Genomic DNA, 21,315 nt, shown 5'->3' on the forward strand with positions numbered 1-21,315 from the left:
CTGATGGATCAGCTCAGGAGCAACTGATGGATTTCGGCCTTCAGTTCATCCAGTCCCTTACCCTTTTCGCTCGATGTTGCGATCAGGCGCGGAAAGGCGGCAGGGCGCTTGACAAGCTGCTGTTCTGTTTCTTCGATCAGGCGGCCCAACTGGCCGGGCTTGATCTTGTCGCTCTTGGTCAGCACAACCTGATAGATCACCGCTGCCTTGTCCAGAAGCTTCATGGCTTCCAGGTCATTGGCTTTGATGCCATGGCGGCTGTCGATCAGTAGGAAGACACGGCGTAAAGTCGGTCTACCGCGCAGGTATGCAAAAACCAGTGCGGTCCATGCGTCGACAAGCTGCTTGGGCGCTTGCGCATAGCCGTAGCCCGGCATATCGACAATGGTCAGCGGGCTGGTTTCGGCAGCAAAGAAGTTCAGCATCTGGGTTCGGCCCGGTGTGCTGGACGTGCGGGCCATGCCCTTGCGCCCCGTGAGGGCGTTGATCAGACTGGATTTGCCAACGTTGGAGCGGCCGGCAAACGCAATTTCAGTGCCGCCGATCTGCGGCAGGTCAGCCATGTCCGTGACGCTGGTCATGAAGTCCCAGGGCTTGGCGAACAGCAGTCGCCCGGCCTCAAGCTGGTCTTCGGAGAAAATATCATCTTCACTCATGGCGTTCTTCTAGCTGGCAAACGGACGGGCGTCGAGTGGGATTGTGCGGCTTTCTGCCTTTACCCATGCTTCTGGCAGGAGCTTTTCTCGCACAGGTAAACACAAAAAAGGGGCCCTCGCAAAAGGGCCCCTCGTGATCGTTGTCTGCTGTGTGCAGATCAGCTCTTGTCGTCTGTTTTCTTCTTTTTCGGCATAAGGAAGCTGAGATTGTCCCACAGTTCGATCTTCACGCCCTGACGGCGCATGATGATGTACTGCTGGGTAACGGACAGCGTGTTGTTCCAGACCCAGTAGATCACCAGCCCGGCTGGGAATGACGCCAGCATGAAGGTGAAGACGATGGGCATCCAGGTGAAGATCATCTGCTGTGCCTTGTCGGCCGGGGCAGGGTTCATCTTCATCTGTACGAACATGGTGCACCCCATGATCAACGGCCAGACGCCGATCATCAATGCGTGCGGCGGCGTCCAGGGGATCAGGCCGAACAAATTGAACACTGTGGTCGGATCAGGTGCCGAGAGATCGCGAATCCAGCCGAAGAACGGCGCATGCCGCATTTCGATGGTGATGAACAGCACCTTGTAGAGTGAGAAGAAGACCGGGATCTGCACCACGACCGGCAAACAGCCTGCCAGAGGATTGATCTTTTCCTTCTTGTACAGCTCCATCAGCGCTTGCTGCTGCTTCTGTCGATCGTCCTTGTAGCGCTCGCGAATTTCCGTCATCTGCGGCTGCACAAGCTTCATCTTGCTCATGGAGACATAGGACTTGTTGGCCAGCGGGAAGAAAATCGCCTTGATCGTGATCGTCACCAGCAGAATGGCGATGCCGAAGTTTCCGACGAGATGGTACAGGAAGTCGATGAGATGGAACATCGGCTTGGTCAGGAAGTAGAACCAGCCCCAGTCGATCATCAATTCGAAATTCTTGATGCCGAGCTTGTCTTCATAGCCGTCCAGGACACGGGTGACTTTGGCGCCGGCAAAAAGATAAGAGCTTTTCTGTGCTGTCGCATCCGGAGCAATGGTCATTGCCTTGCCCAGATAGTCGGCCTGATAGTTGTCGGTCTTGGCGGAATAGGTGAAGCTCGGCTTGAAGTCGTCACCGGGTTTCGGGACAAGCGCTGTCGCCCAATACTTGTCGGTGATGCCGAGCCAACCTTGATTGATCTGCTTGGGCAGGTCTGCGCCATCGTCCTTCAGCGTCGAGTATTTGATTTCTTTCAGGCCGTCGTCGCCCATGACGCCGATCATGCCTTCATGAAGCAGGTAATAGCTCTTGTGATCAGGAGCGCCCTTGCGCACGACAAGACCATACGGGAACAGTGTCACCGGTTTGCCGGTGGTGTTCTGAACCGACTGGTCGACGGTGAACATGTAGTCGTCATCAAGCTTGAAAGTGCGCTTGAAGATCAGGCCTTCGCCATTGTCATAGGTCAGTGTAACCGGGGTGGAAGGTGTCAGCTCGCTGCTTCCATCGACAGACCAGACAGTGTTCGGTCCTAGCAGCTTTGTCTTGGAACCGCTGTTCGGCACCCAGCCGTATTCGGCGTAATAGGGGTGAGCGGTTTGGCGTGGCGACAACAGGACAATGGTCGGGCTGCTCTTGTCGACTGTCTCATGATAATCGTTGAGGCGCAGATCATCGAGGCGGGCGCCTGTCAGATTGATTGAGCCACTCACCTTTGGCGATTTGATCGAGACGCGCTGACTGGAGGCGAGAGCAGCCTCCCTGCTCATCTGAGCCGTTTTGCTAGAGCACGGCCGCACCAACATCCGGTGTTGCGGATGTGCTGGCGCTGGACGATCCTGCGTTGTCGGGCGTCGGGGCGGAACTTGCGGTCTGATCAGACGTTGTCGAGTTGTTCTGCTTCGCAGACTGGGCCTGCTGTTGTGCTTGCTGGCGTTCCATATGCGGGCTGGCAACGAAGTATTGCCAGCCAAGCAGAACGGCCAATGAAAGCACCACTGCTATGATTGTGTTGCGGTTTTCGGAGAACAACTGGTTTTACCCCTGTCTAGTCGAAGGTCCCTTGCCTGAAGCAGCCTTGGATTGGCCCCTACGCGTCTTGTTGCGAAGCTGGGGGGATTTGGGATTCAATGCAAGTGGCAGACCCGATTTCAGATCCGATACAAGCACCTCGAACGGCACGCGCAATGCGTCTTCACGGCCAATCAGCACAAAGTCGGCCATGTCAGGTATGTCCTGATGGTCGAGAGCTGCCACCGCAGAGCGGAGCCGTCGTTTGATTCTGCTTCTGACGACTGAGTTGCCGGTTTTCTTCGTCACCGTATAGCCAACTCGTGGCGGCAGATCCGTATCGCGTTTCAGCCCTTGAAGCACAAAAGCGCGCCGACCCACACGACCGCCTTTGGCGACCGCTAGGAACTCGGAGCGCTTTTTAAGTGTTTTCATTGGTTGCGGCGCAATTTGAATGTCAGGAATAGCCATGTCAGTTCACGCCGCATGCGTCGGCCTTATCAGGCACTCAGACGCTTGCGACCCTTGGCGCGGCGACGGGCCAGAACGAGACGGCCATTCTTCGTCGCCATGCGCGTGCGGAAGCCGTGACGGCGCTTGCGGACAAGACGGCTCGGTTGATACGTACGCTTCATTGTTCAAATCCGCGCGTGAGCGCGGCCCTCATTTTATAAATGTCAAGGATTGAGCATCCACTCAAATCGCTCGCAACTTGCACGCAACAAGTCGTGCGACCAGGATGCAAATCTCAGTCGTGCGCGCTTATACGAAGGTCGCAGCGTTGAGTCAACGTGGGATCTTTCGCGAGAGCCCGAAAAACCCGGGAAGCTGCCGCAGACTCGCCCGAACGTGATGAGAATGCAATAGGAATGTCTCTAAACTCGTTTCTGCGGGTCTCTCTTTGTGTTCGGGGCACCCGCGCGTGGAAAGACTATCTCCTGTGGTGAGCGCGACTGGAAATCAAACGGTGATGCACACGGGTGGCGTATGAGTGGTTTTCAAGTCTTTGTTTAAATTGTAGAAATAGAGAATACGATCGGAGTTTCACGCAACAATCAGGAGTGTCTTCCTTGGGGAGCCAGTCAGATCCGATGCCAACTGCACAGCTTAAGGCCGATGTTTGCGTCATTGGGGCGGGTCGTGCAGGAGCGCGTCTGGCAGGTCTGCTTGCGCAGGCTGGTGAGACGGTGGTGCTTGTTGAAAAGCCTGTCGGGAAACTGGAGCGACGTTATGGGGCGCATTTGCCGCTTGTTGCCTTGCAGGCGCGGGCGGCCGCTGCCTGGACCGCTCATCTTAATGGGGCCCCCGGGTGGGAAAGCGCGGCGGACATAGATTATGAGACGGCGGTGGCGCATGTCCGCGACGTCGTTACCCGAGCAAGTGCGCGGGATGGTCTGCCCACGTTACAGCAAAGGGGCGTTCTCCTGTTGACTGGCAAGGCGCAATTTCTATCCAGGCGGGCGATCCTTGTCGGGACAACGGAGGTGCGGGCAGCGCGGTTCGTGATCGCAACGGAGGGCAAGCCCGTGGTGCCGCGCATTGATGGGCTTGATCAGGTGCCGGTGTTGACGCCGCATAGTGTTTTCGCTCTCGAACGGATTCCCAATCACCTGATCATTCTAGGCGGCGGGCGAAGTGGGCTGGAGCTGGCGCAAGCCTATTCACGTCTGGGTAGTCGCGTGACTCTGATTGAGAAGCGTGACCTTTTGGCTCGCGCCGAGCCGGCCTTTGTGGCGGTCTTGCGAAGTGCTTTGCGGGCCGAAGGCATTCAGATTCTGGAACGCACAACGGTGGTCGCGGCGCAAATTGATGAGGAGTTGATTTCATTGACGCTGGATGGCAGCACGGATGTCGGGTCTGTCGTGGGGACGCATCTGGTGCTTGCCACGGGAAGTCAGCCTTCACTTGACGGGCTTGATCTCGATAAGGCTGGTGTGCGCTGGGATGCCGACGGAATTGACGTCAATAGATCCTTCCGCTCGCGCAATCGGAGGATCTATGCCATCGGCAGCGCGATCATGGCGCGCGGTGGTGGGGCCGCAGCGTCGCACCACGCACGGCTCCTGGCTCGCATTCTGACGGAACCCTTCCGACATCATCGCAAACGACCGTCACATGTGCCGTGGATTGTCGCCACGATCCCGGAGATCGCCCACTGTGGCGTATCGGAAGGGCAGGCGCAAAAGCTGGCGGGACGTCATCTCAGTGTCGTTACGGTTGGTTTTGATGCCTCCGACCGAACGCTTGCGGAGGGGAAAAGCGATGGTCAATTGGTTCTGTTCGTTGGTCGCCACGGGCGAATCCTTGGCGCTTCTGCCATTGGTAAAGAAGCGGGTGATTTGATTGCACTCGTCTCTCTCGTGATTTCGAATGGTCAAACATTGTCATTTTTCACGAGGGGTGCATTGCCAGAGCCAGTTCACGCCGATTTGCTACGTCAGGCGGCGCTGAAGTATTCGAGACGTGTTCGGAAGCATCTGTTGCTCAAGGTTTTCCTTAAGATGTATAGATTTTTTATGTAATTTAAGCGTTTCACGCAGGTCTCCGGGAGACTTGAATTAAAATCGCGGAAACGTGACTTCAGCTTGCAAAACGCCATTTGCTGACGCAAGATCAGTGCCATGAGACACGAGGTCTTCCATATCAGGGCTCGACGGTCAGACCAAGCTGGACTGACAAGTTCTCTTTTGCGTTCCTTTAAAAAGACTGTCGAGAGAGTGGAAAAGACTAGAAGACTTGGATGGGGGCTCTCGACAAAGCTGCTGGTCTTTACGATCGGCTTTGTGATGCTTGCCGAAATTTTGATTTACGTACCGTTCGTCGCGAATTTTCGCGAAACGTGGTTGAGTGATCATATGGTCACGGCGCGTGTTGGTGTGTCGATGGCGCATGACGGACCGCGCCTCTCTCCAGTTTTGCAACATGACCTTCTGAGTGCGGCCGAGGCTGTGGCGATTTTCGTCGATTATGGCGATGCGCGTCAGGTGATCGCCCGTCGTGAGACCACGCAGAAGGTGACGGCGACCTATGACATGGAAGATCTGAATTTGTTTTCGGATCTGGTCGGTACGGTGGCAACGCTGTTCCATCAAGGCAATGGCCTGATGCTTGTGCGTCAGAACCTCGAAGGTGTTCCGGGTGCAACGTTGGAGCTGGTGGCGCCTCTGTCCGTTCTGAAGCACGAGATGTGGGCGTTCTCCGGCCGAATTCTGTGGTTGTCTTTGCTGATCTCTCTGATCACCGCTAGTCTTGTGTATGTCACGCTGCAATTGCTGTTTGTGCGGCCCCTGCAAAAGCTGACAAGGTCGATGGACTATTTTGCTGAAGCGCCCGAAGAGGCATCTCGGATCATTCCGACGACGGACCGCAGGGATGAATTGGGTATGGCTCAACGCCGCCTCTCGGTCATGCAGGAGGGGCTGGCCAAGGCCCTTCAGCAAAAACAAAGGTTGGCCGAACTGGGCCTCGCGGTTTCCAAAATCAACCATGACATGCGCAACCTTCTGGCATCGGCGCAACTCTTCATGGAGCGGCTGGAACATGTGCCGGATCCGACCGTGCGGCGTATCGCGCCCAAGATCCTGACGACACTGGACCGGGCGGTCTCCTATTCGCAGGCCGTGATGTCATATGGCAAGGTGCAGGAAACCGCTCCGAAGTGTCGTTTGTTGAATTTGCGCCGTCTGGTGCAGGATGTCTCAAGCGTTCTGGGGCTGAAAGATCAGGACGGTATCCAGTTTGACAATCACGTTGCGGCGGGGTTGGAGATATATGCCGACCCTGAGCAGATGTTTCGTGTGCTTCTCAACCTCTGTCGTAATGCGGTCCAGGCGCTGGAAAATGATATCGACACCAGTTTGGTGAAGCGCATCACGCTTGAGGCCAGCCGTGCATCCGGCAAGACCATTATAGAGGTGCGCGATACAGGGCCGGGCATTCCGCCAAAAGTGCGCTCGGCCATGTTCAAGGCCTTCCACGGTGGCAGCAAGCCAGGCAGCACCGGTCTGGGTCTGGCGATCGCGTCTGAAATCGTTCAGGCGCACGGCGGGTGCATCAAGCTGGCAGAAGACGTCAAGGAAACCTGTTTCGTGATCACATTACCGGATCGGCAAGAGAAGGGGTCGGTTTGACAGCGTTCGTGTGCATGAAGTGCTCTCAGCAAGTTCGTGGATAACTCGGCAGTGGCATTCGCGGCGGTCCGCAGTTTTCATGAAACTCTGATGACTGTTGCCGGTTTCAAATACATTTTCTTGCGAAAAATAGAAAATGCCTCTTGCCAAGTCGCAGGCAGACCAGTAGACGTAGCGACCTGTTCGGGGGCATTGCCAACATGGCCTTTTTCGCGAACAAACAGAAGCGGAAACGTTAGAGAATTCATTGCTTTAGCAATTCGCTTGATGCACCGGTAGCTCAGCTGGATAGAGCACCAGACTACGAATCTGGGGGTCGGGGGTTCGAGATCCTCCCCGGTGCACCATTTCAGGCTTTCCTGAAATCTGAAGATCCATACAGATCCTCTTGCCCGGTCTATGGGTGATGACGGATCACCGAAGATGCACCGGTAGCTCAGCTGGATAGAGCACCAGACTACGAGATCTGGGGGTCGGGGGTTCGAATCCTCCCCGGTGCACCATTCCCCCTCAAAATTTTTCTCGAAAATTATAGCCTTTGCCGTGCGTTGAAGTGACGTGTGGTCTGCAGTGATGTTGCGCTTGCGTGGCTTTCGGCTCGCTTGCTTTCATCGTGGCGATCTCTATGAGCTGAATGTGCCCTGTGAGGTCCTCCTGATAAGGGCTGAAGGTTGGCCCGCGGTTTAAACGAGGGGATGGTTGCAGGCGGTCAACTCCTCTTGCGTGGCCAATGGCTTGGGCATTTCAGTACAGATTTTGCAGCGCCTTTCAAATTGGCTGCCTGAGCATATTTTCATCGTGAAAATTGCTTTTTCTCGGCGTAGGGTGAGGGCGAACCGACTGGCAGTCTGCATAGCTGGACCGTTGGACAGAGATCCGGACCAAGACCCGAAAGAGGACTTCGATGAGCCACTTGCCCAATTCCGCTGAAGCGCGGGACATCGCTTTTCACCTGCATTCCTACACGGATGCCCGCAAATTTGAAGCGGAAGGTCCGATCGTGATCGAGCGTGGCGAGGGCATTTATGTCGAGGACAACACCGGCAAGCGCTATCTGGAAGGCATGTCGGGCTTGTGGAGTGTGGCGCTAGGGTTTGGGGAAAAACGTCTTGTAGAGGCTGCTACCCGGCAGATGAGCAAGCTGCCATATTATCACACCTTCACCTCCAAGACGCATGGCCCGTCTGGCGAACTGGCGGAAAAGCTGGTGTCCATGGCGCCGGTGCCCATGTCGAAGGCCTATTTCACCAACTCCGGCTCGGAAGCCAACGATACGGCGATCAAACTGATCTGGTATCGCTCCAATGCGTTGGGGCAGCCACAGAAGAAAAAGATCATCTCACGTGTGCGCGGCTATCATGGCGTCACAATTGCTTCGGCCAGCCTGACCGGCCTGCCGAACAACCATCGCTCGTTTGACTTACCTCTCGATGGCATTTTGCACACGACCTGTCCGCACTATCGGACAATGAAAAAGGAGGGCGAGAGCGAAAGCGCTTTCGCCAAACGGTGTGCGCAAGATCTGGACGATCTGATTGTATCTGAAGGCCCTGAAACCATTGCTGCGTTCTTTGGCGAGCCAGTCATGGGCGCCGGTGGCGTTGTCGTGCCACCCGTTGGCTATTGGGAGGCTGTGCAGCAGGTTTTGCGGAAGTACGATATTCTGTTTGTCGCCGATGAAGTCATTTGCGGCTTTGGACGGACGGGCAAAATGTTTGGCTCGACGACCTACAAGCTTCAGCCGGACATCATGACTTTGTCCAAGGCTCTGTCCTCGTCTTATCTGCCGATGTCGGCCTTGCTGGTCAATGAAAAGGTCTATGGCCCGGTGGCTGATGAAAGCCACAAGATCGGCATCTGGGGTCATGGGTATACAGCCAGTGGCCATCCGGTGGCGGCCGCTGTTGCACTGGAAAACATCAAGATCATCGAAGAGCGCAACATTTTGGCGCATGTGCAGGATGTTTGTCCGTTGTTTCAGAAACGGTTGGCTGCATTGGGGGAGCATCCGCTGGTTATTGAAACGCGTGGCGTAGGGTTGATCGGGGCGGCCGAAGTATCGCATCCTGATTTTGCAGGCACGATCGGAGCGCTGGGCGGCAAGATTAACGGCATGTGCCAGTCCAATGGTCTGATTTCGCGGGCAATGGGAGATTCTCTGGCCTTCTGTCCGCCGTTGATCATCACGGAAGCGCAGATCAACGAGATGTTCGACATTTTTGAAGCCAGTCTTGAAGACGTCGCGAAGACCCTCTGACCGCAGGACCGAAAGGCGCAGCCAATGGTACGCATCATAGGAACCATGAGCGGCACGTCTGCTGATGGAATTGATCTCGCGGAGATTGAAACGGACGGCGAAACCGTCTCCCATTTCGGCAAGGCTTTCACAGTGCCTTATCGGGAGAAAACGCGCACGGCCATTATCAAGGCCATTCATGGTGGCTCTGGCGAGCGCAAGTCGTGGCCTGCTTTGGCGGATGAGATCACACAGGATCACCATGAAGCGCTGACGTTCTTCATGGCACGCACCGGTGTGCATCCGGACTTCGTGTCATTTCATGGGCAGACGGTCTGGCATGACCCTGATCATGGTGAGACGGTGCAGCTGGGTGATGCGCAGGCGCTTGCGGATAAGCTGGGTCTGCCGGTCGTAGGCGATCTTCGTTTGGCCGACATGGCGGACGGCGGGCAGGGCGCTCCGTTGGTGCCGGTCTTCCACCGGGCGCTGGCCGAGGGTCAGGAGCTGCCGATCTGTTTCCTGAATATTGGCGGCGTGTCCAATCTGACCTTTGTCGGGTCGTCCGAATTGGTGGCTTTCGACATTGGTCCGGGCAACGCGTTGATTGATGACTGGCTGACCCTGCACAAGGTGGGAGAGTTCGACGAGGATGGCCGTATCGCTGCCGCGGGCAAGGTGCATGAGCAGCGTATCGAGGCAGCGTTGTTGCATCCGTTCTTTGCCATGAAGGGACCAAAATCGCTCGATCGCAACGCGTTTTCATTATCGATGGTGGATGGGCTGTCGCTTGAGGATGGGGCAGCGACCTTGACCGCCTTCACGGCAGAGTGTGTTGCGCGCAGCGTCGACTTTTTGCCGCTGGATCCCAAGCAATGGGTGGTGTGTGGTGGCGGGCGTCTTAATCCGGTATTGATGCGCGAGCTGGACCTGCGTCTCACAGGCGACATTTCTCCCAGTGAAGCACTGGATCTCGATGGCAATGCCATGGAAGCGCAGGCAATGGCGTTTCTTGCTGCCCGGCTGTTGAGCGGCCTGCCAACCAGTTATCCGGAGACGACCGGCGTGAGTGCACCAACAGTTGGTGGGCGGCTGTATCGTCCCTCCACTTGAGCCGGGGGCGGGTGTTCGTCTGATGGAGCGTGTTTCTGTGTTAAGTTCTGCTGTCTAAATGAATGCAGCTTCGCTACATAAGGCAAAACCCTGTGCATCCTCAGGGTACGGAAAACACAAGAAGTATTTGGTATATGTCCGACAAGCCAACACAGCCGATGAATGGATCCGGCGTCTATCAGCGATTGATCCGAGCCATCGAAGACCGGCAACTCAAGCCGGGTGACCGGCTGCGCGAGGCGGATCTTGCGGTGGAGTTCGGTGTGTCGCGCACGCCTATTCGCGAAGGCTTGAAGCGGCTTGAGGCACAAGGCCTCGCCGTGCATGAGCCCAACCGCGGCATGGTGATCCCGACGTTGGATCATGGCCAGATCAATGAAGTCTATTTCATGCGAGAAGTGTTGGAAGGCACTGCGGCAGGGCTTGCGGCCAAGCATGCGTCGGCGCCCGAGGTGGAGATCCTGCAAGATCTCGTGGCTGCGGATCTGAAACGCATCGAAGATCAGGACAGCCTTGTCCGGTCCAACCGTGAATTTCATCGCAGACTTTGTCTTGCGTCCCACAATCGCTATCTGGTCGATCAGATCGAACATCTGCGCCTGTCGCTTATCCTGATGGCAGGAACGACGCTCGACACACCAGAGCGCCGAGAAACGGCTGTTGGCGAACATGCCGCTATTGTCGAGGCAATTGCGGAGGGCAACTCGGAACGGGCGGATCAAGCCGCGCGGCGTCATATCAACCATGCCCACAAGACCCGTCTGAAGCAGATTTGACACAAGAGACGTTCAAGGAACAGGTTCGTTCGTCTGTTTGTGGCGGAGATCAGACGATCTGCGTCAAGGAAAGCAGCAGGGTCTCAAACAGGCGCGGGGCTGTATGGATGATCAGGCCAATACTTTCTAAAAGCAGCACCAGAAACGTCAACAAGACGCCGAAGGTGCGCTAGGAGAGAGATTCAGGTGTCTTGCCAACGCCGTAGGCGTGCGCCAGCCGCCCGATGATCAGCAGGCCGCCAATCAGATGCAGGCTCATCGTGGGAATGCGCATCAACTCGCCGATCAGCAGCATGATCAGGGCGAATGGCACATACTCGATAAAGTTGCCATGCACTCTGATGCGACGTTGCAACTCGGCATCCCCGCCATCGCCAAGGCTGACCCAGATCTGTTGGCGGCGCATGATGACGCGGACGCTCAACATGATGTAAATCAGTCCAAGAAGACCTGCATAAAAAGGCGTGATGAGAACGGCCATGCGATTGCGAGTGGTCCTTTCGACGGTAAATCTGCGTGCGGCTGGGGCCAAGCGCTTTTGGCGACACTTAAGGGGCCTCGCCATTCGCAGCCCGCTTCCCTCTCCATACATTAGCGTGAAAAGACGCCGGGTGCATGTCTTCGTGATCAAAGTCTTCTGCAATTTCCGGGATCAAGGCGACATCAGTACTTTTAACGTTATGCCTTATTGGAGAAGCAGGCAGGCACATGCCGTTTTCTTTCTACCTCGCTCTGCGTCAAGAGCAGAGTTGCAGGACTGCGAGCAGGTGTTTGTGAGCAAACACCGGGATGCTGCCGACCGCCCCTTTGCGGATCGGTCAAGGCCAGTTTTGGAAACTTCGTCTGCTTGAAGGCGCAATTCTTGCAAAAAACATGATAAAAATGTCTATTTGTTGTGAAGTTCAGCCGCAAATCACCTTTTCCCTGCGCGACAGCGCGTGGGTCATGCGATATGTCGCCAGTGGGGATTGACTGGGTTGTTGTCGGATGCAGGTAAGCCAGCCTACAAGAGAGCAAGAATTTCCCGATAGATATGTCCGAAGCGTAATGAAGCTTTAAGAAGACTGCTTATGTTGAAGCGGCGAGATGAGGGCGAATGCTGGAACTGAACCAGCTTGTGATGGATTTTAACGGCTTTCGAGCCGTGAACGGGTGTTCCTTCAATGTGAAGGAAGGCAGCATCACCGGATTGATTGGTCCCAATGGGGCGGGCAAGACAACTCTTTTCAATCTGATTGCCGGGGCTTTGCCGCCATCCGGTGGCTCTCTGCGTTTTCAGGGCAAAGATGTGACAGGTTTGTCCAGCGACAAACTGTTCCACAAGGGTCTCGTTCGCACCTTTCAGATCCCGCACGAGTTTCATCATCTCAGTGTGCTTGAAAACCTGATGATGGTGCCACCGCACCAGCACGGCGAAGGGCTGCTGGCCAATTGGCTTGCGTGGGGACGCGTGCGCCAGGAGGAGAGCGCCGTTGCGCGCCGCGCGCATGAAACACTGGCGTTTCTGGAGCTGACCCACGTGACACATCTGCGAGCCGGGTCACTTTCCGGCGGGCAGAAGAAGCTGTTGGAACTTGGCCGCACCATGATGACGGACGCCAAGTTGGTGCTGCTTGATGAGCCTGCTGCCGGTGTCAACCGAACGCTGCTGCGCAAGCTGGAAGAGAAGATCCAGATCCTCAACCGCGAGCGCGGCTATACCTTCATCCTGATCGAGCATGATATGGAGATGATCGAAAAGCTCTGTGATCCGGTCGTTTGCATGGCGGAAGGGCGGGTGCTGATCGAGGGCGATTTCCAGACAGTACGCTCTGATCCTCAAGTGCTTGAAGCCTATCTCGGCGAAACCACGGAGGCGGTGGTATGACAGCCTTGCTTTCCATTGCACTGTTGAATGGTGGCTATGGCGATGCGGATATTCTGCACGATCTGTCTCTCAGTGTGTATCCCATGGAAATCGTCACGATTGTCGGCCCGAACGGGGCCGGCAAGTCGACAGCGATGAAAGCCGTCTTCGGCCTTTTGAAGATCCGCTCTGGTGAGATCTCCTTCGACGGCGACACCATCACCCATTGGGCGCCAAACCAGATCGTCCAGCGCGGCATTTGTTATGTGCCACAGGTCGATAACATTTTCCGGGACATGAGCATTCATGAAAATCTGGAGATGGGCGGTTTCCTCAAGACTGGCGATTTGTCGGCCGCCTATGACCGCGTCTATGAGCTGTTTCCGGATCTGAAAGAGCGTCGTCGTACACTGGCTGGGCGGCTCTCCGGCGGGCAAAGGCAGATGGTGGCCATGGGCAGAGCCCTGATGCTGGATCCGAAGCTGTTGCTGCTGGATGAGCCGACCGCCGGGTTGTCGCCACGCTACATGGAGCAGATTTTTCAGATCTGCCGGGGTGTGCGCAATGCCGGTGTTTCCATTCTGTTGGTTGAGCAGCATGCCAAGCAGGCGCTGGCATTTGCAGATCGTGGTTATGTTCTGGCTCAGGGTCAGAACCGCCATGAGGGCAGTGGACAAGAATTGCTGGCGGACCGTGAGGTCGCCGAAATGTTCCTCGGCGGCTGAGAGCAAGACATGACATTTTTGGATTTCATCAACTTCTATTTCTTGCCGGGGCTGGTGATCGGCTCTGTCTATGCGTTGGGTGCGGTGGGTGTGACACTGATCTTTGCCATCATGCGGTATGCGCATCTGGCACATGGCGACCTTGCGACACTTGGAGCGTTTCTTGCGCTGGCCGTGGTGACCGGGCTGGGGCTGTCTCCCTATGTCGCGTTGCCATTGGCCATGGTGATGACCGCGGCTGTCGCCATCGGTATCGACAAGGTGTTTTATGAGCACCTGCGTGAGCGGCCGAAGATCATCACTGTCATGGCATCGCTTGGTATCGCGCTGATGGTGCGATCTGTCGTTCAGGTCTTCTGGGGGGTCGACAGCGAGAGTTATGTGCGCGGCATTGTACGCCCGGAAGTGTTTTTCGGTCTGCGCATCAAGGATCGTGAAATCGTTACGATCGTCTTCCTGCTGGTCATGGTGGGAGCGTTGCATATGTTCCTGTCACGCTCCAAGTGGGGCAAGGCCATGCGGGCCATGTCCGACAATCCCAATCTGGCGCTGCTGTCGGGCATCGACAACCGCAAGGTGGTCATGTTGACATGGGGCATTGCCGGAGCCTTGTGCGCTGCGTCGGGCTTTTTCCTCGGCCTGAACACCGAGTTGAAGTCGATGATGGGCTGGAACATGCTGCTGCCGATCTTCGCAGCCACCATTCTGGGTGGTGTGGGGCGTGTGGAAGGTGCAGTTTTGGGCGGTCTGATCGTGGGAGTTGCCGAAGAGATGTCGGTGATGGTCGTGCCCAGCGAATATAAGTCCGCGACGGCCTTCGTCATTCTGTTGATCATGCTGCGTGTCCGCCCAACCGGGTTGTTGCGCGGCAAGGTACTGTAAGGGGGCTCGTCATGGATCTCATCGGATTTCTCAACTACGCGCTCTTCCTGTCGACCTTCATCGCGATTTATGCGCTGCTGGCGCTTGGCTTGAACATTCAGTGGGGATTCGCCGGTCTGTTCAATGCGGGCATCGCCGGGTTCTTTGCCGTTGGGGCCTATACTTCTGCCATTCTGACAAGCCCGGAGGCGGCTGGTCGCATCGGAGGCTTTGATCTGCCAACGCTGATCGGTTGGGTTGGGGCCATGGCCATGTCCGGGTTGATCGCCTGGCTCTATCGGCAAGATCTGTCTGCGGTTTCGGTCTGACTATCTGGCAATCGCGACCGTGGGCGTGGCCGAGATTATCCGTCTGGTGATCAAGTCGGAGCCAGAACTGACCAACAGTGCGCGGGGCATTTCCAATATCCCGCGTCCGTTTGGCGATCTGCCGTATCTGGAAGCGCAATTTGCCTATCTGGCGGTTGCCGTGGTGGTGTTGTTCGTGGCCTATCTGATGGTCGAGCGGCAGGTTCGCTCGCCATGGGGCCGCATGATGCGTGCTATTCGCGACAATGAAGTTGCAGCGCGGGCGATGGGCAAGAACATCGAGGCGCGCCGCTTGCAGGCCTTCATCTTCGGTGCCGTTCTCATGGGACTGGGCGGTGCGCTCTATGCGCATTTCAATCGCTCGATCACACCAGAGGCAATCGACCCCATGGTGGCGACCTTCCTTGTCTGGATTATGCTGATCCTGGGCGGGGCTGGCAACAACCGAGGCGCAATCCTGGGCACGCTGGTTGTCTGGTTGATCTGGTCCATGTCGGAAATCGCAACGGACCAACTGCCGAGCCACTATGCCATCACGGCAAAGTATATCCGCCTGTTCCTGATTGGCCTGCTCTTGCAGGTTGTGCTCAAGTTTCGGCCGGAAGGGCTGCTACCCGAGCCGCAACGATCGGATGAAGCGGTCGTGGACAAAACGGGCAAGACGTAAAACAGGGAATGTGGACTTGCTGGGAGCCGAGGGGCTCGCGTGTCGAGGACCACATTTCGAGGGGATCAAACTGTGGAGGTTTTTGAAATGAAAACTGGACTTATGAAACTGGCCGGCGGCCTGATGGCAGCCACGATGCTGGCTGCCGTGCCGGCCAAGGCCGATGTCAAGATTGGCGTTTTGGGTGGGATCTCCGGTCCGATTTCGGCGATGGCGCCTTCGATGATTGACGCGGCCAAGTTCGCTTTCAAGCAGGTCAATGATCAGGGCGGCGTTCTGGATGGTCAGAAGATCGAAGCCGCAGTTGCAGACAGTGCCTGTAATCCTCAGGGTGGTACGGATGCGGCTACCAAGGCCATCAATATTGAAGGCGTAACCGCCATCTGGGGGCCGATGTGTTCAGGGTCGACTTTGGCTGCCGCGGGGTCTGTGACCATTCCTGCTGGCGTCGCTCTCATCACACCGTCAGGAACTTCGCCGGAAATCACTGGCTTGAAGGACAATGATACCGTTTTCCGGACCGTATCCTCCGACGACTATCAGGGACGAGCTCTGGCGCGTGCGCTCATTCAGCGCGACGTCAAGAAGGTAGCTGTTGCCTATCTCAACAATGACTACGGCTCCGGCTTGGCCAAGTCCTTCAAGGAAGAATTCGAAAAGCAGGGCGGCACCGTTGCCGGTTATGCAGCACATGAGAACGGCAAGGCGTCTTATCGCTCGGATCTGGCGGAACTGGCTCAAAAAGGTGCCGACACGCTTGTCATCTTCGACTATGGCGATGGCTCCGGCTTGACGTTGCTGCGTCAGGCGCTCGAAAATGGCTTCTTCACCAATTTCATTGGCGCTGACGGCATGAAGTCCGAAGCTTTGATCCGTGAATTGGGAGCCGATAACCTGAAGACCTTCATGACGTCCTCTCCGGTTGGCACCAAGTCACAGGCGCTTGAAAACTTCAACACGGAGTTCAAGAAGGCTGGCTACGACCCGAACGCAGTCTTCGTGACCACGTCCTATGATGCAGCGTTCCTGCTGGCCTTGGCCGTGGAAAAGGCAAAGGGCAAAAAGGCAGACGTTCCTGCGGCGCTACGGGCCGTTTCCAACGGCACGGGCGAGAAGATCCTGCCGGGGGAATGGAAGAAAGCGAAGGCGCTGATCGATGCTGGCAAGGATGTCGATTATCAGGGCGCTGCCGGTGAAGAAAACTTCGACAAGAACGGCGATGTCCCAGGCAACTACGCCTTGTTCAAGGTCGACGGCAAGACCTACACGTTGGTGCAGGACATGAAATAACAGGCTTTTGTCTGTTGGAGTGCTGAAAGAGGCCGTCGTCCCGCGAGAGGCGATGGCCTTTTTTCATGTTCCCGCCCTGCGGCGGTAGAAGCTTGGGTTACTTTGTCAGGATGAGCTTACCCAGCTTCGTGATCGACAGGCGATAGGTCTCACTATTGTGCAGGATCTTCAGTTCCTTGCTGCCCTTGAACAGCGCGCGTGTGTCCAGCATCACCTCTTCAGTTCCAACCTTTGTTCCGGCTGGCGATGGGTTGGCGTCAGCACTGTGACCAAGTGAGAGCTTGTCCTGTCGGACCTTTCCATAGTGTGTAATTCATAATGTCCCCTCAGTGTTTCTTGCGATGTCCGGGACTGTATAAAATATGAGTTTTATACTCAAGAAAAAAATCTTGACACAAATAGTCATATTTAGCTAAAAAGGCAGTGTCTTACCAAGGGCCTTGCGGAACTCGCGTCCTCCGCTTTGCATCTGGTCAGGCTCGGCAACATGCCGATATGCGATCTGGCAAGCCAACCGCCTCTCCTCTCCCTCAACGGTCAGCCAGCCATCGTCATTGCCACAAGACAAGACACCATGACCCACATGCGTCACCGCTTGTGGGTCTTTTGGTTTTTGGAAGGGGCGTTGCCTGCTTGCAATTTGCTCGCCATGTAACCGACGCAGGAGAGGTGCTTCAGGCATTAAAAAAGGGCCGCGAAAACGGCCCTCGTTCAGTTTGCATCCATAAACGCACATCGGCGTTGGTGTCAGCTTGCCGTCACTGCTGGTTGATCGATCTTCAACCATTGGCGAAGGTCGGTGCGGTTCTCGGACAAATCCGCTATGGTCTTGGTGTCGAGCACATCCATGAAGGCTTCCAGCGCTTCATGCAAGATGCCGTTGAAACCACAGGACATGATCAGCGGGCAATCTGTACGGCCGGAATCGAAGCATTCGGCAAGCAGGAAGCTTTCTTCTGCGGCGCGAACAACTTCGCCAACCGTAATGTCTTCCGGGGGACGCGCCAATCGAATGCCGCCGTTGCGACCTCTTATCGTCTGGATAAGGTTCGCGTCCACAAGCACCTTCATGATCTTGAAGAGATGGGTTTCGGACATGTCAAAGCTGGCCGCGATGTCCGCGACCTTGCTGGGGCGCTCCGGGTTCGCGGCGCAATACATGAGCGTACGAACAGCGTAGTTGGTTTGTTGTGTCAGGCGCATGTCAATAGATATGCGGTCTCTGTGCCCGAACGTCAATGTTTCTTATTGAGTTTTTTATTCCAGTTCTAAAGAGGCTTTTGTCTTGAATGACTGACAAGAAATTATAAAATGTATTTTTGGATTTTACTTTCGAAGAAACAATTATACTAAATTTTTTTGATAGATTTTATTGTTTTCAGTATATCTGAAATATTTATTTTTAACTTATTATAAAATTTGTTCATGAAAAGAAGATAATATGTTAAAATGCGATATTTTTGCGCATGAATAAGAGGATAGTGTCGATAAAATCTGTCATGTTTCTCTGTTTTTATTGATCTGACTGATCTTCCTTGGTGCGGATGTGCAGCCGCCTGCGACGGGGAATATGGCGGTATTCGCTGCGCCTTGGAGTGACGGTGCGGTTGACCTGCTGCCATTAACGAGCAAAGTGCCGCGACTGACGAAATTCATGCAATGTGAGCGAGGTTGTAGAAGGAACACAGCGGGTCGCAAACTCGCTTGACTTGGTACAATGACGCGGTGCCCAGAACATCGGAGACCGCCGTCACTGTGTCCGATGTCCCGGAAACGCTGGAACGCGAAGCGAAGACGATCCGCCTGTTGTCGATTGAAAATTCCTTGCCGACGTCCTGCCTGATCCATCGAGCTCGATGGTTGGTCTGAGATAGAAATCTGCTCAATCTCCGCCGTTACTGGCACCTTTGATTGAGCGGATTTTTCTGTAATCGGCAAGGAGTGGATTGGTTTAGACAGCTTGTCCGGCAGCATGGCCGGAAGACCAGGACCCATTGGAAGTTGAAGCCGCCAAGATGGCCGGTCACGTCGACCACTTCGCCGATGAAATACAGGCCCGGCACATCACGCGCTTCCATGGTCTTGGAACTAAGCGCATTTGTATCAACGCCTCCGAGCGTCACTTCTGCCGTGCGGTAGCCTTCGGTGCCAACCGGCGTCAGCTGCCAGTGTGTCAGGTTGTCTTCGGCGCGTTGCAATACCTTGTCCGACTGATCGGCCAGACGGCCTGTCAGCTTGAAGACCTTGACCAGCTCATCTGCCAGACGGCCTGGGAGCAACTGGGAAACTGCCGTCTTGAGATCCTGCTTTGGATTGCTCTGCCGTGCCGCGCGCAAGTGTTCGAATACGCCACCAGACGGACACAGGTTGACGCTGATCGATTTGCCTTCCTGCCAATAAGACGAGATTTGCAGGATGGAGGGGCCGGACAGACCGCGGTGTGTGAACAGCAGGCCTTCGCGGAAGGAGGTCTTGCCAAATGACACCACTGCGTCACTGGACAGACCCGCAAGCCGCTTGCACAAATCCTTGTTGCTGTCGGAGAAGTTCAACGGCACCAAAGCAGCACGTGGTGGCACAACATCCAGCTCAAACTGACGGGCAACATCATAACCGAAACCGGTCGATCCCATTTTAGGGATTGACGGGCCGCCAGTGGCAATCACCAGAGACTGTGCAGTAATCTCTTCCTTGTTGGTCGAGATGCGGAAGGTGTCGTCCGGTTTGGAGATAGAACGCACGGTGGTCTCAAGTTGAAGACGGCCACCTGCCGTCTTCAACTCGCTCAACAGCATATCGATGATTTCCTGAGCCGATCCGTCACAGAACAGCTGTCCGAGCGTCTTTTCGTGCCAGAGCAATGCGATGTTTCTCGACCAGCGCAAGAAAATCATGTTGCGTGTACCGCTTGAGCGCCGATACGCAGAAACGTGAGTTTTGCGACAGAAAATTGGCCGGTGCGCAGTGCACATTGGTGAAGTTGCAGCGACCGCCGCCAGAAATGCGGATCTTTTCCGCAGGCTTGCGGGCGTGGTCGATCACCAGGACCGAGCGACCGCGTTTGGCGGCTTCGATGGCGCACATAAGCCCGGCAGCGCCGGCTCCAATCACCAGAACATCTATTTGTCTCATGAAGATCGCTTAAAGGTGGACGCTCTCCCGCACAAGTCAAAAGACTGGCAGGAGAGCGTCCTGTTTTGAAAGGAAGACTGTGTGGGAGCTTAAAATGCGGCTTCGACGTCGCCCATTTCCACGTAAACACTCTTGATCTGGCTGTAATGCTCGATTGCAGCGTGGCCGTTTTCACGGCCGATGCCGGAGTTCTTGTAGCCGCCAAAGGGCATTTCGACAGGGGTCAGATTGTAGGTGTTGATCCAGCACGTCCCTGCTTGCAGGCGGTTGACCACCCGATGAGCACGCTGAATGTCGCTGGTGAAAACACCCGCAGCCAAGCCAAATCCGGTATCATTTGCTTGAGCAATGGCGTCTTCTTCTTCCTCGAAGGTGAGCACGCACATGACCGGACCGAAGATCTCCTCGCGCGCAATGCGCATGTCGTTGGACACATCGGCGAAGACGGTCGGCTGGACGAAATAGCCTTGCGGGAAAGATGCGACTTCGGCCTTGCCGCCGCCGAACACAAGTGTCGCCCCTTCTGATTGGCCAAGCTTCATATACTCCAGAACCTTGTCGTATTGTGCCTTGGAGACAAGCGGACCAATGCTGGTGGTTTCATTCATCGGATCGCCGAGAATTGCGTTCTCGGTGCGTTCGGCCAGCCGCTTCAGGAAGGAGTCCTTGACGTCTTTTTGCACGAAAACGCGAGTGCCGTTAGAACAGATTTGGCCGGTCGAATAGAAGTTGGCGTTGATTGCAGCGGACACCGCATTGTCCAGATCGGCATCATCAAAGATCACCAGAGGCGACTTGCCGCCGAGCTCCAAGGTGGCTTTGGTCAGGGTTTCACCTGCCGCCGCGGCGACCTTCCTGCCTGTCGGGACCGACCCGGTCAGCGAGACCTTGGCGATTTCGGGATGCGCAATCAGGTTGGCTGCAACATCTCCAAAGCCCTGGACCACATTGAAAACGCCGTCTGGCAGACCGGCATCCTTGTAGATTTCGGCGAGCTTGAGAGCTGTCAATGGAGTCACTTCAGACGGCTTGAAGATCATGGAGTTGCCGCAGGCAAGGGCCGGTGCCGACTTCCATGCCGCAATCTGCATGGGATAGTTCCACGCTCCAATCCCAAGGCAAATGCCCAGAGGCTCCCGCCGTGTCAGCGCGAAGGATCCACCAAGGTCAATGTATTCGCCCGTCAGCGTTGCAGCCAGGCCGCCATAATATTCCAGACATTCGGCGCCGGATTCTGCGTCTGCGACAAGCGTTTCCTGCAAGGGCTTGCCGGTGTCGAGGGTTTCCAGCTCGGACAGTTCGCGGTTGCGGGCGCGGATCAACTCGGCAGCTTTGCGCAGCACCCGGCCACGTTCCACTGGTGATGTCGCTGCCCAGACCTTCTGCCCTTCGCGGGCCGCTTCGATAGCCTGTTCGATGATAGCAGCATCCGCTGTCTTCAATTCGGCGATCGTTTCGCCCGTCGCCGGGTAGATCGACGTAAAGGCCGTGCCTTCGGTGCTTTCGATATAAGTGCCGCCGATGAAATGGGAGGCTGTTGGATGTGCACGCATAAGTGTCTCTCTCGGGTCAGA

Annotated in this window: 18 protein-coding genes, 2 tRNA genes and 3 pseudogenes; 14 read left to right on the forward strand and 9 right to left on the reverse strand. The window is 55.8% G+C overall.

Features of this window, described 5'->3' with window-relative positions:
• Positions 1–8: 8 nt before the first annotated feature.
• From yihA to rpmH, 4 genes and pseudogenes are all read right to left on the reverse strand, one after another.
• Positions 9–656 carry a ribosome biogenesis GTP-binding protein YihA/YsxC gene (gene yihA, locus AC0L7U_RS14445; protein WP_473691666.1) on the reverse strand — a complete coding sequence of 216 codons (648 nt, stop codon included), beginning with the start codon at positions 654–656 and terminating at the stop codon, positions 9–11.
• 158 nt (positions 657–814) lie between these two features.
• Positions 815–2,657: pseudogene (gene yidC / locus AC0L7U_RS14450) on the reverse strand (membrane protein insertase YidC).
• Positions 2,658–2,663: 6 nt separating this feature from the next.
• Positions 2,664–3,071 carry a ribonuclease P protein component gene (gene rnpA / locus AC0L7U_RS14455; RefSeq protein ID WP_473691667.1) on the reverse strand — a complete coding sequence of 136 codons (408 nt, stop codon included), beginning with the start codon at positions 3,069–3,071 and terminating at the stop codon, positions 2,664–2,666.
• A 65-nt stretch (positions 3,072–3,136) separates the two neighbouring features.
• On the reverse strand, positions 3,137–3,271 hold the full coding sequence (gene rpmH / locus AC0L7U_RS14460; protein WP_473691669.1) for a 50S ribosomal protein L34: 135 nt from the start codon (positions 3,269–3,271) through the stop codon (positions 3,137–3,139).
• Between the two features lie 435 nt (positions 3,272–3,706).
• On the opposite strand from rpmH, the gene AC0L7U_RS14465 reads away from it, so the two are divergent.
• From AC0L7U_RS14465 to AC0L7U_RS14495, 7 genes are all read left to right on the forward strand, one after another.
• Positions 3,707–5,158 (forward strand): FAD-dependent oxidoreductase, encoded by a 1,452-nt coding sequence (locus AC0L7U_RS14465; RefSeq protein ID WP_473691671.1) that lies wholly within the window; start codon positions 3,707–3,709, stop codon positions 5,156–5,158.
• A gap of 195 nt (positions 5,159–5,353) precedes the next feature.
• Entirely contained in the window at positions 5,354–6,766 is a 1,413-nt protein-coding gene (locus AC0L7U_RS14470; RefSeq protein WP_473691672.1) for a sensor histidine kinase, read from the forward strand.
• Positions 6,767–7,035: 269 nt separating this feature from the next.
• Positions 7,036–7,113: transfer RNA gene (locus AC0L7U_RS14475), tRNA-Arg, on the forward strand.
• A 78-nt stretch (positions 7,114–7,191) separates the two neighbouring features.
• Positions 7,192–7,269, forward strand: a tRNA-Arg gene (locus tag AC0L7U_RS14480).
• 401 nt (positions 7,270–7,670) lie between these two features.
• Positions 7,671–9,023 (forward strand): aspartate aminotransferase family protein, encoded by a 1,353-nt coding sequence (locus AC0L7U_RS14485; RefSeq protein ID WP_473691673.1) that lies wholly within the window; start codon positions 7,671–7,673, stop codon positions 9,021–9,023.
• 24 nt (positions 9,024–9,047) lie between these two features.
• Positions 9,048–10,115: an anhydro-N-acetylmuramic acid kinase gene (locus AC0L7U_RS14490; RefSeq protein WP_473691674.1), complete on the forward strand. Its 1,068-nt coding sequence runs from the start codon at positions 9,048–9,050 to the stop codon at positions 10,113–10,115.
• Positions 10,116–10,273: 158 nt separating this feature from the next.
• Positions 10,274–10,891, forward strand: coding sequence for a GntR family transcriptional regulator (locus tag AC0L7U_RS14495; RefSeq protein ID WP_473695839.1), 618 nt, complete (start codon positions 10,274–10,276; stop codon positions 10,889–10,891).
• Between the two features lie 169 nt (positions 10,892–11,060).
• Here AC0L7U_RS14495 and AC0L7U_RS14500 read toward each other — a convergent pair whose 3' ends face one another.
• Positions 11,061–11,372 carry an MAPEG family protein gene (locus AC0L7U_RS14500; protein ID WP_473691675.1) on the reverse strand — a complete coding sequence of 104 codons (312 nt, stop codon included), beginning with the start codon at positions 11,370–11,372 and terminating at the stop codon, positions 11,061–11,063.
• A 308-nt stretch (positions 11,373–11,680) separates the two neighbouring features.
• Here AC0L7U_RS14500 and AC0L7U_RS14505 point away from each other — a divergent pair, with 308 nt between their 5' ends.
• The 6 genes and pseudogenes from AC0L7U_RS14505 (at position 11,681) to AC0L7U_RS14530 (ending at position 16,609) form a co-directional block, all read left to right on the forward strand.
• Positions 11,681–11,863 carry a hypothetical protein gene (locus AC0L7U_RS14505; protein WP_473691676.1) on the forward strand — a complete coding sequence of 61 codons (183 nt, stop codon included), beginning with the start codon at positions 11,681–11,683 and terminating at the stop codon, positions 11,861–11,863.
• A gap of 124 nt (positions 11,864–11,987) precedes the next feature.
• Positions 11,988–12,758 (forward strand): ABC transporter ATP-binding protein, encoded by a 771-nt coding sequence (locus AC0L7U_RS14510; RefSeq protein ID WP_473691677.1) that lies wholly within the window; start codon positions 11,988–11,990, stop codon positions 12,756–12,758.
• Complete coding sequence (locus AC0L7U_RS14515; protein WP_473691678.1) at positions 12,755–13,462, forward strand: ABC transporter ATP-binding protein; 708 nt, start codon at positions 12,755–12,757, stop codon at positions 13,460–13,462. Before AC0L7U_RS14510 ends, AC0L7U_RS14515 begins: the two co-directional genes overlap by 4 nt.
• A 9-nt stretch (positions 13,463–13,471) precedes the next feature.
• On the forward strand, positions 13,472–14,344 hold the full coding sequence (locus AC0L7U_RS14520) for a branched-chain amino acid ABC transporter permease (RefSeq protein ID WP_473691679.1): 873 nt from the start codon (positions 13,472–13,474) through the stop codon (positions 14,342–14,344).
• An 11-nt stretch (positions 14,345–14,355) separates the two neighbouring features.
• A pseudogene (locus AC0L7U_RS14525) lies at positions 14,356–15,319 on the forward strand (branched-chain amino acid ABC transporter permease).
• 87 nt (positions 15,320–15,406) lie between these two features.
• Positions 15,407–16,609 (forward strand): ABC transporter substrate-binding protein, encoded by a 1,203-nt coding sequence (locus AC0L7U_RS14530; RefSeq protein WP_473691680.1) that lies wholly within the window; start codon positions 15,407–15,409, stop codon positions 16,607–16,609.
• Between the two features lie 97 nt (positions 16,610–16,706).
• On the opposite strand, the gene hemP is transcribed toward AC0L7U_RS14530, so the two are convergent.
• Positions 16,707–16,820 (reverse strand): hemin uptake protein HemP, encoded by a 114-nt coding sequence (gene hemP, locus AC0L7U_RS14535; protein ID WP_473691681.1) that lies wholly within the window; start codon positions 16,818–16,820, stop codon positions 16,707–16,709.
• Positions 16,821–17,356: 536 nt separating this feature from the next.
• Positions 17,357–17,812 (reverse strand): iron-responsive transcriptional regulator RirA, encoded by a 456-nt coding sequence (gene rirA, locus AC0L7U_RS14540; RefSeq protein WP_473691682.1) that lies wholly within the window; start codon positions 17,810–17,812, stop codon positions 17,357–17,359.
• Positions 17,813–18,313: 501 nt separating this feature from the next.
• On the opposite strand from rirA, the gene AC0L7U_RS14545 reads away from it, so the two are divergent.
• The gene (locus tag AC0L7U_RS14545; RefSeq protein WP_473691683.1) at positions 18,314–18,478 is read left to right on the forward strand and encodes a hypothetical protein; all 165 of its coding nucleotides are present in this window, start codon (positions 18,314–18,316) and stop codon (positions 18,476–18,478) included.
• An 82-nt stretch (positions 18,479–18,560) separates the two neighbouring features.
• On the opposite strand, the pseudogene AC0L7U_RS14550 reads toward AC0L7U_RS14545, so the two are convergent.
• Both AC0L7U_RS14550 and betB read right to left on the reverse strand, forming a co-directional pair.
• Positions 18,561–19,741 (reverse strand): annotated as a pseudogene (locus AC0L7U_RS14550) (BaiN/RdsA family NAD(P)/FAD-dependent oxidoreductase).
• An 89-nt stretch (positions 19,742–19,830) separates the two neighbouring features.
• Entirely contained in the window at positions 19,831–21,294 is a 1,464-nt protein-coding gene (gene betB, locus AC0L7U_RS14555; RefSeq protein ID WP_473691684.1) for a betaine-aldehyde dehydrogenase, read from the reverse strand.
• Positions 21,295–21,315: the final 21 nt, after the last annotated feature.

This window comes from Roseibium sp. 10G30-5 (genome assembly GCF_055809635.1).

Bases quoted from the DNA above. Each gene is read 5' to 3' on its own strand.
- yihA (WP_473691666.1), bottom strand. From the start codon at position 656: ATGAGTGAAGATGATATTTTCTCCGAAGACCAGCTTGAGGCCGGGCGA.
- rnpA (WP_473691667.1), bottom strand. From the start codon at position 3,071: ATGAAAACACTTAAAAAGCGCTCCGAGTTCCTAGCGGTCGCCAAAGGC.
- rpmH (WP_473691669.1), bottom strand. From the start codon at position 3,271: ATGAAGCGTACGTATCAACCGAGCCGTCTTGTCCGCAAGCGCCGTCAC.
- AC0L7U_RS14485 (WP_473691673.1), top strand. From the start codon at position 7,671: ATGAGCCACTTGCCCAATTCCGCTGAAGCGCGGGACATCGCTTTTCAC.
- AC0L7U_RS14490 (WP_473691674.1), top strand. From the start codon at position 9,048: ATGGTACGCATCATAGGAACCATGAGCGGCACGTCTGCTGATGGAATT.
- AC0L7U_RS14495 (WP_473695839.1), top strand. From the start codon at position 10,274: ATGAATGGATCCGGCGTCTATCAGCGATTGATCCGAGCCATCGAAGAC.
- AC0L7U_RS14500 (WP_473691675.1), bottom strand. From the start codon at position 11,372: ATGGCCGTTCTCATCACGCCTTTTTATGCAGGTCTTCTTGGACTGATT.
- AC0L7U_RS14505 (WP_473691676.1), top strand. From the start codon at position 11,681: ATGCTGCCGACCGCCCCTTTGCGGATCGGTCAAGGCCAGTTTTGGAAA.
- AC0L7U_RS14510 (WP_473691677.1), top strand. From the start codon at position 11,988: ATGCTGGAACTGAACCAGCTTGTGATGGATTTTAACGGCTTTCGAGCC.
- AC0L7U_RS14515 (WP_473691678.1), top strand. From the start codon at position 12,755: ATGACAGCCTTGCTTTCCATTGCACTGTTGAATGGTGGCTATGGCGAT.
- AC0L7U_RS14520 (WP_473691679.1), top strand. From the start codon at position 13,472: ATGACATTTTTGGATTTCATCAACTTCTATTTCTTGCCGGGGCTGGTG.
- AC0L7U_RS14530 (WP_473691680.1), top strand. From the start codon at position 15,407: ATGAAAACTGGACTTATGAAACTGGCCGGCGGCCTGATGGCAGCCACG.
- hemP (WP_473691681.1), bottom strand. From the start codon at position 16,820: ATGCTGGACACACGCGCGCTGTTCAAGGGCAGCAAGGAACTGAAGATC.
- rirA (WP_473691682.1), bottom strand. From the start codon at position 17,812: ATGCGCCTGACACAACAAACCAACTACGCTGTTCGTACGCTCATGTAT.
- betB (WP_473691684.1), bottom strand. From the start codon at position 21,294: ATGCGTGCACATCCAACAGCCTCCCATTTCATCGGCGGCACTTATATC.